We start from the raw sequence: 15515 nt of genomic DNA on the forward strand, positions 1-15515 counted from the left end.
GCATTATCTTTTTTTTCCAAACAACCTTAAAAGGTATAAAAATAGGTTTATAAAATCAAGATATAGTGTAAGTGCACCAAGAATACTTACTTTTGAAGTATAATCAGCATCTAAAGAGTAGTTTAAAGATACAGCCATTCTTTTTATTTTTTGAGTATCATAGGCAGTAAGTGCCACAAAAATTATAACGCCTATAAAGGATATCATCATAGTGAAAGTGTCGTTAACTATAAAAATGTTCACAATGGAAGCAATAATTAAACCTATAAGTGCCATAAAGCATAAATTACCTATACTTGAAAGATCTCTTTTAGTAACATATCCATAAGCACACATAACTCCGAAAGTTCCAGCAGTTGTTAGAAATACACTTGCAATTGAACCTAAGCTATAAGCAAGGAATATCCAAGAAAACGTAATTCCATTTAATATTGAATATATAGCAAACACTAAAAGTGCAGTTTGTGAGGTCATTTTGTGTATTCTTCCAGATAAATATGCTACAATAAGAACTTCAGCTATAGCTAAAACGAAGAAAGATGATCTATTGCTAAATAAAGCTTCCATTAAAGATGGAGAAATTGATATAGAAAATGCAACTGCAGCTGTAGTTAAAAGTGCTAGTGCCATCCACATGTAAACCTGGCGTATGAAGCTGCGTTCGCGCTGCTCATCTTCATTTAATTTTAAATATTCCATAAAAAACACCTCCTAAATTGTTTTATGTTTATATATTTTATCATAGTGAATTAAATATGACAAAGCGATTTTATAAAAGTTCATATTTAATTAAAAATTAGTATAAATGTATTTATATTTTATGCAATAATTATATGATAAATACTGTATGAAAAATGTTATAATATATAAAACATAAGTTTAATATTTTGGGGTGAATTTTATGGAAAGATATTTAGTAAAAGTATGTGGAAGAGTTCAAGGAGTAGGTTTTAGATATTTTGCTCAATATACAGCAGCTCCTTATGATTTAACAGGGTATGTAGAAAATTGCGATGACGGAACAGTTAGAATGGAAGTTCAAGGAAAAGAGTCTGGCATTAATGAGTTTCTAGCAAAAATAAGAAGAGGAAATACTTTTGTTAGAGTAGATGATATGGTTACTAAAAAAATTGATGTTGACCCTGGGGAGAAAAGATTTAGAGTTAAATATTAAATTGCTAATACATATGATTGTTTTTGAGAATTTGTATGAATGTTTGTATGAAAAGATATTGAATAATATTAACAAATAACGTGGATTAATTGAAAAATGATATCATATAAATACTATAGTAGTAATTGTAAAAGAAGAATGTAAAATATGATAGCATTTGAGAATTTTAATGAAGATAGTAGAATTAAGGCGATAAGAAAAGCCAAACAATCAATTTTGTGGGTAACTCCCAACATACTTCCAAGTGAAGCCGATGCTTTAATTGATATGGAGCACGTGTTAGGTCAAGGCAATGTAGAGTGCATTATAGGTGAAAATATAGAAAAAGATTCTAATATAGAAAAAGTTTTTTATGTAGAAACATATCTATCATCTATAGAGAAATTAAAAAGCTTGAAATGCAAAGTTAAAGTTTTGAAAAACTTAAAATTGGGATTAATAATTTGTGATAACATTATTTACAGTTTTAATTATAATATAATTGACCAAAATAAAGGTATAAGTTGTATAACAATGGCGATTAGCGAGGAAAATTTAAAAGAAACTTATGTTAAGGCAAAGAAGGATATATTAAATGGTCAAATAGAGAATGAATTGAATGAAAAATTTTCAGTTGAACTTAAAAATGAAATTTTAAAAGACAAAAATAATATTTTGTTAATGTTAAGAGATTATGTTCAGTGCGTTAATATGACTTTTCATGGCGTAAGAATTGTGGATAAAAGAATAAATGTAAGTTCTTTTCTAAAAAAGTACGCTTTTAAAAATAAGGAATATAAAAAAGATATTAAAGTAGATTTTAAAGTTTTTGATGGCATACAGTCGATAAAAGATTGTTCTAGTGAGTTTAATAAATTTGCATTAAAGATTAAAAAAGAGAAATTAATAAAAATTGAAGATATAGGGTTTATAATAGCTAAAAGAAGGAAAAAAGATTTAGAAAGTTCACTAGATAAATTTTTTAAAAAACAGAAGCTTGAAATGGAAAAATCAAAAAGATTAAAAGATGAAATATGCGATGGTAGAGAAAAATTAAAAAAGCATTTGTTAAGCTTGTTAAAGGATTATTCAATAAATAAGAATATTAGCAATGCTATTGCAATAGAGGAAGAGCTAAAAAAGATTCCAGATAGCAATAGTATTATTGATAGTTTTAGTTATACATTAAACTATTATGATATTTCTATAGATATGATAAATAATAAAGAATTTTATAAACAACTAATCAAAGAGCTTAAGAAAGATAATATATTAGATTTTTTACCAGATAAAATTTAACAAATAACAATTATGTATAAATGCTAGTAATGTTCAAACGTTACTGGCATTTTTTGTTTGACAAGTGGAATATTTTAGCATACAATAAAACTGAACAATGTTCAGAAATGGAGATAATATGGAAAAATCAGAATTAGCAAAGGAAAAAATAATTGCAGTTACAATAGATTTAATACAAAAAGCAAATGGTGAGACTCATAAAATAACCACTCGTGCCATTGCAAAAGAAGCGAATGTTGGAGTTGGTTTAATTAACTATCATTTTGAATCTAAGGAAAATTTAGTTGAAATCTGTGTTCAGAGGATTATTAGTGATGTAATTAAATCCTTTAAACCAAATTCTAATGATGAATTAAATTCAATTAGTCGTCTTAAAAAGGTTACAAAAATGGTAGCTAACTTTTTAGTGCAAAATCCTTCTGTTTCCAAAATTTCTATATTGGGAGATATGAATGCTCCTAAGGAAGCAGATAATACGATGAAAACAGTTAATGGATTTTTATTTTCCATGGAGGATTACAATATTTCTAAAGAGGAGAAAATGCTTTTGAGTTTTGGCTTGACCTCTATTTTGCAAGCAGCATTTTTAAGAAAAGATACTATGAAAGAAAGCTTAGGACTTGACTTTAAGAGCAAAAAAGAAAGAGAAATTTTTATTGATTTTATGATAGATAGATTATTTGGAGGGAGGCAGTGATATGAAAATACTAATAATTAATGGAGGGCCAAGGCGGGGAAATACGTGGAAGTTAACTATGCTTGTAAAAGAATATCTATTATTAATGTCTAGTGAAATAGAGTTTACAGAACTTCACTTAAAGGATTTGAATTTGCCATTTTGCACAGGTTGTAGTTCCTGCTTTAGAAAGGGGCATATTTATTGTCCTCACAATAGCATTGTACAAAAAATCATGGATAAAATTGAAGAAAGCGATGGCGTTATTTTTTCTGCTCCAACTTATAATCTTCAGATGCCTGCGCTAACTAAAAATTTTGTGGATCATTTATGTTTTATGTTTCATCGACCTAGATATTTTAATAAAAAAGGACTAGTAATTTCAACTACAGGTGGTGTTGGAGCAGGAAATTCAACAAAAAATATGGCAGGAACTATGAAAGGCTGGGGCTTTAATTACTGTTATACTCTCCCTATAAGTTCAGTTAGCTGGAACAATTATGAGCCAACAGAAAAGCATAAAAGAAAAGCAGAAGCTGCTGCAAGGAAATTTTATGAAGATACTGCAAGTAAAAAACTGCATGCCCCATCATATCCAATTTTAATACCATACAATTTATTTAGAGGGATGAGCTTTGATTATGTGAAAGGCTCAGAATATGCAACACAAGATGGAGTATTTTGGCAGGAAGGAAATAGACTTAAAAAAGCGTATGATGCTGCGGTGCCTCTATCAATATTTAAAAGGATTTTTGGAAATATGTTTTATTTACTTGGAAGGATTATGTCTAAGCATATGATTGTTACTTATAAAAAATAGCTTAATTAAGCACTTGGCGGTGGTCAGGTGTGTTTTTTTATTTAGTAACGATTTTAATTGCTGCTGGTATTTTTTAAAATAATAAAATATACATATTTGTATAATATTGTAGTAAAATATAATTGCAATATTTAGCAAGCAAGGTAAAATGTATAATCAGTCATTTGGATTATCATATGAATTTAGGGGAGGACCAATATGGGATTTTTTGGTACATTAAAAGAAGTTATAACTAATAAGCCATCTACATTAAGAGAGCCTACTTTTTTTAAAGAATTTAATGAAAATAACGATCAATTTAAAGTTTTGGAGGAATTTTTGAAAGTTGCACCAGAAGAAAAGCATAAACAAATAGAGCAAGATATAAAATTATTGTCTTGTGGAATGGCAGGAGAAAAGAATGTTGCGTTTGAACTTAAAAATAGCCATATGCCAATATTAATTTTGCATGATTTATATCTTAAGTATAATGATCTTACAGCTCAAATTGACTTTGTTGTAATTAACCCTAGATTTTTGTTAGTAGTAGAATGTAAAAACATGGTTGGAGATATACAAATAACGAGTACGGGAGAATTTAGAAGATATTTTAAAGGGCCTAAGGGCAAAACATATAAACCGGAAGGGATGTATAGCCCAATTGTTCAGAATGAAAGGCATGTTGAGCTTATAAAAGACATATTGAAGGCTGAAGAAGATTTTGGTGAGCATAGGTGTTCATTAATTAAACAACTAGTAGTCATTGCAAATCCAAAAACTATTATAAATAGTAGATCTGCTAAAAAAGAAATAAAGGAACATATAATAAAACATGATCAACTTATAAATAAAATGAAGGAATTAGCTTATGCGAATAAAGATGGATATTGGTTTACGGAAGAAAAGATGTATAGTATTGCAAACACATTATTAAAGTATAATAGTACATATGCTTTTGACTATAAGAAAAAGTATGGGAATTTATTTGATAATGATGAAAAATTTCAATTAAGTAATAAAGATATTACATATGAAGAACCAATGGAGAAAACACCTCTATATAAAGAACTCAGGAAGTATCGTTTAGACAAAAGCAGAGAGGAAAATGTTAAACCGTATTTTTTATACAGCAATTTGCAGCTAGAAGCTTTGGTTAAAGCTAAACCTAAAAACGTAGAGGAACTTAGGAAAATAAATGGTTTTGGAAATGTGAAGTGTGAAAGGTATGGCAGAGATATTGTTGAAATTGTAAATAAAAATTGTTAATGTCTTTTCTTTAGTAGGTGAACTTCTTGCTTTAGTAAAGGAGAATATTATGAATCTAAATGGAAAAAGAATTATAATAACAGGTGCTTCTTCTGGAATTGGACTGGAACTTTTGAAAATGCTATCAAAATATGATGCGTCAATTATTGCAGTGGGGCGAAATGTTGAAAATATACCTATTATAAATAGCAAAATAATTCCATATAAATGTGATGTATCTAAAAAGGAAAATATAAATAAATTATTTGATTTTGCCTTAGAAAAAATGAAAGGTATAGATATTTTTGTTGCCAATGCAGGTTTTGCTTATTGTGAAGAAATTAATAAAGCTGATTGGAACCATGCAGAAAAAATTTTTAACACAAATGTAATTTCACCTATATATTCTTTTGAAAAGATGAAAGAACTAAACAGAGGAAAGCGTTACACTGTAGCAATAACTTGTTCTGCAGTAAGTAATGTACCACTTCCTGGCTATGCTCTTTACTGTTCAACTAAAGCAGCTATAGCTCACTTTGCTCACACTTACCGTTTTGAAAAGAACGACAGGGGAAAACTAATTATTGTATATCCAATAGCAACTGCATCAAATTTTTTTAAAAGATCAGGTGAAAAGGCTCCTGTACCATTTCCTATTCAGCCGACTAAATGGGTAGCTTTCTGTATGCTGCTAGGTATAAAATTTAATTTGCCGGTCGTTTTTCCATCACTTCTTTATGCCATTAGTTATTATACAATAAACCGTGTTTTTCCATTTATTTATGGTATATATGATATTATAAATGCGGTAATATTTAAAATATGGGTGAAAAAGCATGGCAATACTAATAACTAAATGTGGATTGATAAAGGGTTATCGTACCAAAACTTAAGTTATATATGTTTCAAAATGACATGGTTCTAGGAATTTTGATGCATGTATAACTTAATAGCTAAGTAGGTAACACTATATCCCAAAATACGTGAAAGTTAAGCAGCTGATAAAAATTAATAGGAGTTTATTCAATTTTATAGTAAAATATAATTATATGAGAATGTGAAAAAAGGTATTCTATAATTTTTACATGCGACTGTTATTAACTATTGTAAATTTATTGGGATAAAAGGGGGTAAACAGATGCGATTGATGATAAAACAGCGTGTATTTTCCTTGACAGATACTTATGATGTTTATGACGAAAGTGAGACGCCAAAGTACTTTGTAAAATCTCAATTTTTGTCCATTGGACATAATATACATGTATATGATAGAAACAATAATGAAGTAGGGGCAATTCACCAGAAGCTTTTGACGTTTCTTCCTAAGTTTGAAATAGAGATAAATGGAGCAACAGTAGGTACAATACAAAAGGAACTTTCATTTTTTAAACCCAGGTATGCCATAGACTGCAACGGCTGGAAGGTGAATGGAAATCTTTTTGGATGGGATTACGAGGTTTATAGCGGCTCTGTACCTATTGTACATATTTCAAAGGAACCATTTCATTGGGGAGACACCTACATGCTTGATTTTTATAATCCTGAGGATGAGATAATGGGACTCCTGCTTGTTATTGCAATAGATGCAGCAAATTGCTCTGATAAAAATGACTAAGTTTTGATAGGATGTGACTAAATGACAATTTATGTTGATGCCGATGCCTGCCCTGTAGTTCGCATTGTAGAGAAGGTAGCTAAAGAAATGAGTATTCCAGTTACGCTTTTATGTGATACAAACCATGTTTTGCACTCTGATTACAGCGATATTAAAATAATTGGTGCAGGCGCTGATGCTGTAGACTTTGCTCTTGTTAATCTTGCGAGGAAGGGTGATGCGGTTGTTACACAGGATTATGGTGTTGCGGCTATGGCACTTGGGAAGGGTGCGTATGCTATTCATCAATCTGGAAAGTGGTATACCAATAACAACATTGACCAAATGCTGATGGAAAGACATTTAGCAAAGAAGGCAAGAAGAGCAGCCTCAAAGAATCATTTAAAAGGACCGAAGAAAAGAACGGGGGAGGATGATGAAAGATTTGAGGAGAGCTTTAGAAGGATGCTTGCAAAAGCGAATATGTGAATTAATGCTGGTGACGAGAAAGTGTCGCTGGCATTTTTTATTAATATTTGATAAAAATATAAGTACATAATATAGGATATTAAAGTGATTTTTACATAATTTTGTAGTAAAATATAATTATAAAATTATGGAAAAACAAATATTAATTGATGTAGCTTTTTATGCGAGATAGGAGAAAGATATAGGCATTTGGTTTTTTATAAATAATAAAATATAGTGAAAATTAACAAAATGTAATATTATTTTCAATACATAAAAATATGGTATTAATTTCATAAGATGCTATAATGGATCATACAAGTAACTATTAATAAAAGGCAATGATAAATAGGTGATTATATGGGAAAAAGTTTGGGAATTATTGATAAATTGCAGTCATTAAATATTAAGTGCTATAGAACAGATAGATTCAATTTAGATAATGAGTTGATGGAGCCATATCAGGATGATACAGGAATATATAACGTAATTAAGCCTTATGAAAGTAATGGAAATAAAAATTTTTTTATAGACATACCACAAAGAGGCTATTATAGTCTTTTTAAGTATTTTTTGGATGGATCTAGATATACTTATAAAATAGCAGATATGGAAACAGCAGATGGAGAATATATGCCAATTGTTGCTGGGCAAATAGGAGCAGCAATTTGTTCAAGAGATTCAGAAACAAGAAGAATGAAAAAAGAACTTCTGAAAAGAAAAAATTTGATAGCGTTATATAGCCACATAAATCAAGAAGACTATGTGGATATTAAAAAAATCATTGAAAGTTGCAACATAAATAATACTGAATTTTATACTATACAATATAATACGTTGACAACTAAGAATAAAGAAAGACCAGAAAATGCAGCAATAGCTAAGATATTGAGTGAAATGCATAATATTGAGATAAGTGCATTAAAAGAAATGGTTTCCAATAGGAAGCTTGGAAGTGATAAAATGCTAATTTTAGATGGATCCTTACAGTTTTTAGATACTGGTATTGATGATGAATTATTTACATATGTTATTGGTATATCTAAATCATTTAATCCTAATCAAAGTGGAATGTTTAAAACGAAAGAAATTCATATTGCTTCTGCATTGACTCAATTGAAATATGGGCAAAGAACGCCTGTGTTAAAATATCAAGTTGCAAATTCTAATAGAGTTATAGGAGCATGGTATTTAAGAATTAGACCTGAAAAGTTCGTTAGAAATCCTTTAGATGGTATTATAAAGGTGGAGAAAATTGCAATAGGTGATGAAAAAGATTTAGGATTTGATACAAATATAATAAATACAATTTCACAAGCATTGCTTTGTGAAAGAAATTCTACTTGTCATGGAAGAGATTCAAGATGGTGTAATCATTTATACCCAATATATTTAACTGAAAAAATGTTAAAAGAGAGTTTTTTAGATGAAAGTGTATTTTTAAATATTTTATAAAGGAGAATTATTATGTCAAATAAGATAGGAAGAATATCAGCAACGGAGAAGAATCCAACAAGTAATGATGAATTTATATTTTGGTTAGGCGATGAAGCAGAAATTAAACCATTTGATATAATAAAAGCAGAAAATAATATAGGTAAAAAAAAATCAATTTCGTATGCTATAGTAAAAGAGATATATCATCAAACTGATAGTGCTGGGCATTTAAGTAATTATATATCGTCAGATTTTGGGGATATAGATTGTGAGCCAATGACGAAACATATAGGTGTTACTTATGCAACTGCATCAGTAATTAGTAATACTAAAGATGTATATATGCCGTTAAAAGATAATGTGCCTGTATATTTTGCTGAGAAAGATGAAGTTAAGGAAGCGTTAGGATTAAATGAAATAAAAAATCCAATTCCAGCTGGATTTATTGAGGGAACAAATAATATTTCAGTCCCTATTGCATTAAATAAAGAATTCTTAATAGGACCTGAAGGAGCACACTTAAATATTTCAGGAATTTCAGGATTGGCAACAAAGACGTCTTATGCTATGTTTCTTTTACAGGCAATACAACAAAAGACAAATGATACTGCAATAATAATATTGAATGTTAAAGGTGCTGACCTACTTAGATTAGATCAAGAAAATCCAGAATTGACTGAACAACAAGTTGATGCTTGGAAAAAATCAGGATTAAAGTGTAAGCCGTTTGATAATGTTAAATATTATTACCCGTATAAAAGCAACTGTGAAATGTATTGTTCAAATACTTCTTTAGAAAAAGAGTCATTAGAAAAACAAAATAGTGAAAAAAAATCTAAAAATTATATATATACATATAAGAAACATAAAGTGGATTTAGACTTATTATTTAGTAATGTAGATGATCCGACATATACGATGGAATCAATAATGAATTATATTGTAGAAAGTAGTGATTTTTATAATTTGACATGGGAAGAATTTAAAACAAAGTTAGGGGAGTATTGTAAGTCTGGGGAAAGAGGACATAAAGGAGATATTACAGTACAATCATGGCGCAAATTTAAAAGATTAATTAATAAGTCTATTAATAGTGAAATTTTCCAAGAGGCAAAATCCTCCAATCCAAGTAGAAATCAGTGTTATCTTAGTGATGAAATTAAGCAAATCAATGGAAATGATGTATTAGTTGTTGATATTGCAAAATTGGAAGAACAATTGCAATATTTAGTATTTGGAGATGTGCTTAAAAGTGTCTATGAATTGAAGCTTGGGGAGACAGATAGAGAAGAAGGAAACATACCTAGACAGATAATAATATTTGTAGATGAGTTAAATAAATATGCGGGTTCAAGTGCACCTAAAAGCTCACCCATATTAAAATATCTTTTAGAAATAACAGAAAGAGGAAGGTCAGAAGGTATTATATTATTTTCTGCAGAACAATTTAAAAGTGATATTCATGATAGGATAAAAGGAAATTGTTCTACACACGTATATGGAAGAACTAATGCAATTGAAGTAAGCAAGCCTGATTATAGATATATACCTAAAGTATATTCAAATATGATGACTAGGTTAGTTAAAGGAGAATTGATATTACAACATTCTATTTTTGGAACTCCATTAAAAATTTCATTTCCATATCCGTCATATAATCAAAAATCAGATTTGTTAATTGAAGTAGGAGATGAGGAAGATGAATGATTCTAGTGCTGTTGTAGGTAAATTCGCTTTAGATTCTTTGACAATTGGAATGTATGAAAATGAACTGGTAGTATATAGAGAATATATTCAAAATTCTACAGATGCTATAGATAAAGCTGTGGAATTAGGATGGATAAGTTCATTAGAAGAATCGCAGATTGATATTGATATTGACAAAGAAAGTAGAACTATTAAAATAAAGGATAATGGAGTTGGAATACCTCAGAAAATTGCAAGCTCAACTTTAAAAGATATAGGAAATTCTGAAAAAGATTATTCTGTTAGTCGTGGTTTTAGAGGAATTGGAAGATTGGCGGGAACGGCCTATTGTAATAAAATGATATTTAAAACATCGACCAAAGGCGAAGATAAATCCAGTATAATAACATGGAATTGTGAAAAATTGAAGGAACTATTGAAACCTAATTCAAATAGTAAATTAGATTTGGTACAAGTTATAGATGCTTGTGTAAGTGAAGAATTTATAGAAGAAAAAAATGAAAAGCATTATTTTGAAGTTAAATTAGAAGGCGTTGAATATAAAAATAATTTATTAGATAAATATAAAGTAGAGGAATATTTAGCACAAGTAGCACCTATAGAAATAGATTCAAGAAGATTTTATTATTATTCAGATTTGAATGATGGAATTAAGAAATTTATGAAGGAGAATGGCATACCGATTGAAGAATATCCAATTCGGTTAAATGGAAGAAGAATAACAAAATTATATTCTACAGCTATAAAAGATAAAAACGGTAAAAAAGTTGATGATATTACATTAATAAGAAAAAAAATTATAAAAGATAAAAGTGATAACAAATTGGCGTTCTTGTGGTACGGAGAAAGAAAAATTGCAAAAGGTAAGATTTATGATAACAATATTGCAGGTATAAGATATAGAAAGAATAATATAATGATAGGAAGTTCTGAGACTTTAGGAAAGTTATTTGGAGATTCTGAGACTCAAATGGGTTTTAATAAGTATTACATAGGTGAGATATATATTTTAAATAAGAATATAATTCCTAATGCTAGAAGAGATGACTTTGAGGACAATGATTATTATAAGGCGCTTAAAGAGCAGATAAGACCAATAGTTAAGGAGTTAATTTCAGTTGCGAGGAATATGTCACAGATAAATAATGCTAAGAAAAGAATAAGAGACGAAGAAGGAAGATTAGATGAAATTAAAGCTAATCTATACAGAAAACACTTAGACCAAAAAGAAAAGGAAATGTTAGAGAAGGAAGTACAGGAGATAAGCTACAAAATTGAGAATGATAGGGATATCCAAAAAAATTCATCTAAAAAATTAGATGAACTAGGAAGAAAAAATGTAGCTAATAATTTTCAGGAAAATGAAAATTCCCGAGAAACTAAAATTAAGGTTAAAAATATAAACACAATATTGGGTGATGATGATTTTAAGGGCAAAACAATTAATCCTTTAAAGGGAATAGATAGGAAAGTTCAAAAAACTGTAAGGGGAATACTTAAAATACTTGAAAAGGAAATTGAGCCTCAAAAATATAATGAGATTGAACAAAACATATATAAATTTGTTCTTAAAAACAAAAGGTAGCGTAAGTTACCTTTTTGATCTTTCATATAAGTTTTGTTATAATTTAAATAAAAATGAGAAGGAGGAAGTTCAGTGGCAAATATATTGATGATAGAACCAAATTATAAATGCAAATATCCACCATTAGGTTTAATGAAATTTGCATATTACCATAAGGAAATTAGAAACGATATAGTTTGGTTTTCTAAGGGTGAACTTCAAAAATCATTATCTCCACAGATAATTAAGCAACTTAAAAATAGTAAATATTATAAGGATAAGTATGGTAAAAATATTGATGAGTATGTATATAAGATTAATGAAATTATAAAGCATAAAGAATGGGATAGAGTATATGTTTCGACTTTATTTACATTTGAATATGAAGAAACAATTAAGGCTATAGACTATGCAAAAAGTTTGGTGGGTAAGGATAACGTTTATACTGGTGGTATTCTTGCAACATTGATGCCAGAACAATTAAGAAATGATACGGGTGTAATAGTAAATACAGGTCAATTAACTGATACGATAGATATTGGATATAATGATAAAGTGAATATAGATATTTTAACTCCGGATTATAGCATTTTAGATAATACGGAGTATTCTTATGAAAATGAAGATGCATATTATGCGTATACTACTAGGGGATGCGGAATGAATTGCGGCTTTTGTGCAGTAAAAACATTAGAACCTGAATATAAATCATTTATATCTATAAAAAATCAAATTAGTAATGTAAAAAGACTTTATGGTGAAAAAAAAGATTTACTGCTAATGGATAACAATGTTTTGAAATCTAAGGATATTAATAAAATAATAAATGAAATATTGGATTTAGGGTTTGGAAAGGATGCAACATATATTAATCCCAAAACTAATAAAATAAAAAAAAGGTTTGTTGATTTTAACCAAGGATTGGATGCATTTTTAATAACAGATGATAAAGCAAGGCTGTTGGGTAATATAGCAATAAAACCAGCAAGAGTTGCATTTGACCATATAGAAGATGCGAAAACTTATGAAAAGGCGGTTAGATTGCTTGCAAAAAACGGAGTGAGATATTTATCAAATTATTTGTTATATAATGCAGATAGTTTTTCTGGAAAAGGTAGGCAGTATAAAGCTGATACACCAGAAGATTTATATAATAGATTAAAATTAAATGTAGATTTGCAAGAAGAATTGAATAGAAAAATAAACAACAGAAAGGAAAAAGTATATATTTTTTCTTTCCCAATGAGATATATACCACTAAATGATGAAAAGCGAGGATATGTTGGGGCAAAATGGAACAAAAAATTCCTTAGAGCTGTACAAAGTATACTAATTCCTACACAAGGTAAAGGGGTAAGTAGTAAATCTTTTTTTGAAGCAGCATTTGGACAAACAGCACAGAAATTTATGGAAACAATATTAATGCCTGAGGTATACATAATTTCAAGAGGTGACCCAAATAAAATTAAAAATGTTACTGAAGCTGAATTACAAACTAAAATTAAAACGTATAATGAGTTTGAAGATAAAAGGCGTGAATGGGTGTCATTGTATAATTCAATAAGCAATATTGAAGAAAAAATTAGGTTTGATAAGGTAATTGGCAATAATAACTTTGATTATCTTGCGTTTCAGCAACTTATAGGTGATAATTCTAAAAAGTTATTTATTCACTACTTAACGTCTCCAGGCTTAATGATTATATTGCAAAAATTATATTTAGATAATAAGTTAGAGGATATTAAACTTGTAACTAAATACATTAAAGATGATTTTACATATAAGTATAAAGAATTAGTGGAGTATATGGTTAATAGCAATAATCAAATTCCTAGGTTTCAAATGTTTAAATACATATTTGGGGAAAGTGGTAGAGTAGATTTGTTGAATAAATGGTTGGATGACTTGTGTGAAAATGAAGATTTCATGCATTATTCTTCTCAAGTATATAATTTACCAATACAATTCTTATATATACTTAAATGGTGTAGTATAACTAATATAATTGATAAAGAAGAAAAAGAGAATGTCTTAACTACCATGGGGTGTGAAAATATTGATAATTTAGATTTATTTAATGAACTTTTAAAAAGAATTTTTAACTATATTGAATTGCATTATAGTAAAGATGAATCAAAAAAAATGATAAATTCTATAAAACGAGATACAGCAATGCAATTAGGCTTTTTAATTTAACAGGAGGAAAGAATGAAAAAGGTTTCGATAGGCAAATATACTTTGGAATCGCTTACTATGGGTATGTATGCGGATCCATATGTTTTATACCGGGAATATATACAAAATGCAGCTGATTCTATAGATAAAGCTGTTAAATATGGAGTTTTAAAAAGACAACAAGGCAAAATACAAGTTAGTCTAATTAAAGATATAAATGAAATTGAAATTATAGATAATGGTTTAGGTATAAGTAAAGAAAAAGTTTATAATACTTTATTAGATATAGGAAATTCAGAAAAGAAAATTAATGAGTATAAAGGATTTAGAGGAATTGGAAGATTAAGCGGATTAGGATACTGTGAAAAAATAATCTTTGAAACATCAGCAATTGGAGAAAGTGTAAAATCAGTAGTTTGCATTGATAGTATTAAATTGCAAAAATATTTGTTGCCAGGAGAATATGAAAATTTAACGCTAGAGGATGTAATAATAAAATCAAGTGATTTAAAATTTGAAGAAGAGGACGAAAAAAAGCATTTTTTTAAAGTTAAATTAGTAAATGTAAAACCTAAATTAAAATTATTAGATTTTGATAGAGTACTTGAATATCTTGAAGAGACTTCTCCCGTTCCATATAATAATGAAATGTTTAGATTTGGGACATGTATAAATGGGAAGTTAAATGAGCTAGGCGTAAAAATAGATGAATATAATTTATATTTATGTAATGGTGATGTTAGTACTAAAGTGTATAAACCATATAGAACAAAGTTCTTTGTAGATTTAAAAAAACAGATTCTTGATGAAATAACTGATGTAAATATAAAAATAATTAAGAATGATTTTAAAGATAGTAAATTAGTTGCCATTGTATGGTATGGCAAGAGCAAATTATTTGGAACTATTATGGATAATAAATTAAAAGGATTAAGAATTAGAAAATCAGGCTTATTAATCGGAGATAGATTTTTAGCAAATTCGATTTTTAAAGAAGAACGTTTTAATGGTTGGATAATTGGAGAAATTATAATAGTTGACAATAATATAATTCCCAATGCAAGAAGGGATGGTTTTGAAAAAAATGATGCTTATTTGTTTTTGGTTAAGAAGTTAAGAATAATTGGAGAAAAGATAAGTGATGAAATAAGATTTGCCTCTAAAATGAGAAGTTATAATCAAAAAAAGAATACAATTAAAATGGCAAATAAAAATAAACTTGGTTCTAGTAATAATATTGCTATACTTAAAAAGATAGATAATCTAGTGTCTCAAATAAACCACAATGATAAGCTATTAATAAAACTAAAAAAAGTTTTAGGTGATAATAATATTGCACCTGATATCATTGAAAAAGTATTAGCTGATATGAAAGGAAAGGAAAATTAGACATCATGA

At 28.5% G+C, this 15515-nt stretch carries 14 protein-coding genes; 13 read left to right on the plus strand and 1 reads right to left on the minus strand.

The window, feature by feature from the left end; genetic code table 11:
* Positions 1-3: 3 nt before the first annotated feature.
* On the minus strand, positions 4-699 hold the full coding sequence (locus tag LQK79_RS04040) for a Bax inhibitor-1/YccA family protein (RefSeq protein WP_053241557.1): 696 nt from the start codon (positions 697-699) through the stop codon (positions 4-6).
* Positions 700-901: 202 nt separating this feature from the next.
* On the opposite strand from LQK79_RS04040, the gene LQK79_RS04045 reads away from it, so the two are divergent.
* From LQK79_RS04045 to LQK79_RS04105, 13 genes are all read left to right on the plus strand, one after another.
* Positions 902-1174, plus strand: a complete 273-nt coding sequence (locus LQK79_RS04045) for an acylphosphatase (RefSeq protein ID WP_053241556.1) — start codon at positions 902-904, stop codon at positions 1172-1174.
* A 147-nt stretch (positions 1175-1321) separates the two neighbouring features.
* Positions 1322-2452 carry a hypothetical protein gene (locus LQK79_RS04050; RefSeq protein WP_231015644.1) on the plus strand — a complete coding sequence of 377 codons (1131 nt, stop codon included), beginning with the start codon at positions 1322-1324 and terminating at the stop codon, positions 2450-2452.
* Positions 2453-2570: 118 nt separating this feature from the next.
* Positions 2571-3149 carry a TetR/AcrR family transcriptional regulator gene (locus LQK79_RS04055; RefSeq protein ID WP_053241553.1) on the plus strand — a complete coding sequence of 193 codons (579 nt, stop codon included), beginning with the start codon at positions 2571-2573 and terminating at the stop codon, positions 3147-3149.
* Position 3150: 1 nt separating this feature from the next.
* Positions 3151-3948 (plus strand): flavodoxin family protein, encoded by a 798-nt coding sequence (locus LQK79_RS04060; RefSeq protein WP_053241552.1) that lies wholly within the window; start codon positions 3151-3153, stop codon positions 3946-3948.
* Between the two features lie 198 nt (positions 3949-4146).
* The gene (locus LQK79_RS04065) at positions 4147-5193 is read left to right on the plus strand and encodes an NERD domain-containing protein (RefSeq protein ID WP_231015645.1); all 1047 of its coding nucleotides are present in this window, start codon (positions 4147-4149) and stop codon (positions 5191-5193) included.
* A gap of 49 nt (positions 5194-5242) precedes the next feature.
* On the plus strand, positions 5243-6028 hold the full coding sequence (locus tag LQK79_RS04070; protein ID WP_231015646.1) for an SDR family NAD(P)-dependent oxidoreductase: 786 nt from the start codon (positions 5243-5245) through the stop codon (positions 6026-6028).
* Between the two features lie 282 nt (positions 6029-6310).
* Positions 6311-6787 carry an LURP-one-related/scramblase family protein gene (locus LQK79_RS04075; RefSeq protein ID WP_231015647.1) on the plus strand — a complete coding sequence of 159 codons (477 nt, stop codon included), beginning with the start codon at positions 6311-6313 and terminating at the stop codon, positions 6785-6787.
* Between the two features lie 21 nt (positions 6788-6808).
* The gene (locus LQK79_RS04080; RefSeq protein ID WP_231015648.1) at positions 6809-7255 is read left to right on the plus strand and encodes a YaiI/YqxD family protein; all 447 of its coding nucleotides are present in this window, start codon (positions 6809-6811) and stop codon (positions 7253-7255) included.
* A 339-nt stretch (positions 7256-7594) separates the two neighbouring features.
* On the plus strand, positions 7595-8689 hold the full coding sequence (locus LQK79_RS04085) for a hypothetical protein (RefSeq protein ID WP_231015649.1): 1095 nt from the start codon (positions 7595-7597) through the stop codon (positions 8687-8689).
* Positions 8690-8701: 12 nt separating this feature from the next.
* Positions 8702-10378 (plus strand): ATP-binding protein, encoded by a 1677-nt coding sequence (locus tag LQK79_RS04090; protein WP_231015650.1) that lies wholly within the window; start codon positions 8702-8704, stop codon positions 10376-10378.
* A complete protein-coding gene (locus LQK79_RS04095) occupies positions 10371-11963 on the plus strand; it encodes an ATP-binding protein (RefSeq protein ID WP_231015651.1) in 1593 nt (530 codons plus the stop codon). The genes LQK79_RS04090 and LQK79_RS04095 overlap by 8 nt, the downstream gene beginning before the upstream one ends.
* A gap of 72 nt (positions 11964-12035) precedes the next feature.
* Positions 12036-14138 (plus strand): hypothetical protein, encoded by a 2103-nt coding sequence (locus tag LQK79_RS04100; RefSeq protein ID WP_231015652.1) that lies wholly within the window; start codon positions 12036-12038, stop codon positions 14136-14138.
* A 12-nt stretch (positions 14139-14150) separates the two neighbouring features.
* Complete coding sequence (locus LQK79_RS04105; RefSeq protein WP_231015653.1) at positions 14151-15506, plus strand: ATP-binding protein; 1356 nt, start codon at positions 14151-14153, stop codon at positions 15504-15506.
* The last annotated feature ends 9 nt before the right edge of the window (positions 15507-15515 follow it).

This window comes from Clostridium guangxiense (genome assembly GCF_021043395.1).
Taxonomy (GTDB): Bacteria; Bacillota; Clostridia; order Clostridiales; family Clostridiaceae; genus Clostridium_S; species Clostridium_S guangxiense.

Bases quoted from the DNA above. Each gene is read 5' to 3' on its own strand.
- LQK79_RS04040 (WP_053241557.1), bottom strand. From the start codon at position 699: ATGGAATATTTAAAATTAAATGAAGATGAGCAGCGCGAACGCAGCTTC.
- LQK79_RS04045 (WP_053241556.1), top strand. From the start codon at position 902: ATGGAAAGATATTTAGTAAAAGTATGTGGAAGAGTTCAAGGAGTAGGT.
- LQK79_RS04050 (WP_231015644.1), top strand. From the start codon at position 1,322: ATGATAGCATTTGAGAATTTTAATGAAGATAGTAGAATTAAGGCGATA.
- LQK79_RS04055 (WP_053241553.1), top strand. From the start codon at position 2,571: ATGGAAAAATCAGAATTAGCAAAGGAAAAAATAATTGCAGTTACAATA.
- LQK79_RS04060 (WP_053241552.1), top strand. From the start codon at position 3,151: ATGAAAATACTAATAATTAATGGAGGGCCAAGGCGGGGAAATACGTGG.
- LQK79_RS04065 (WP_231015645.1), top strand. From the start codon at position 4,147: ATGGGATTTTTTGGTACATTAAAAGAAGTTATAACTAATAAGCCATCT.
- LQK79_RS04070 (WP_231015646.1), top strand. From the start codon at position 5,243: ATGAATCTAAATGGAAAAAGAATTATAATAACAGGTGCTTCTTCTGGA.
- LQK79_RS04075 (WP_231015647.1), top strand. From the start codon at position 6,311: ATGCGATTGATGATAAAACAGCGTGTATTTTCCTTGACAGATACTTAT.
- LQK79_RS04080 (WP_231015648.1), top strand. From the start codon at position 6,809: ATGACAATTTATGTTGATGCCGATGCCTGCCCTGTAGTTCGCATTGTA.
- LQK79_RS04085 (WP_231015649.1), top strand. From the start codon at position 7,595: ATGGGAAAAAGTTTGGGAATTATTGATAAATTGCAGTCATTAAATATT.
- LQK79_RS04090 (WP_231015650.1), top strand. From the start codon at position 8,702: ATGTCAAATAAGATAGGAAGAATATCAGCAACGGAGAAGAATCCAACA.
- LQK79_RS04095 (WP_231015651.1), top strand. From the start codon at position 10,371: ATGAATGATTCTAGTGCTGTTGTAGGTAAATTCGCTTTAGATTCTTTG.
- LQK79_RS04105 (WP_231015653.1), top strand. From the start codon at position 14,151: ATGAAAAAGGTTTCGATAGGCAAATATACTTTGGAATCGCTTACTATG.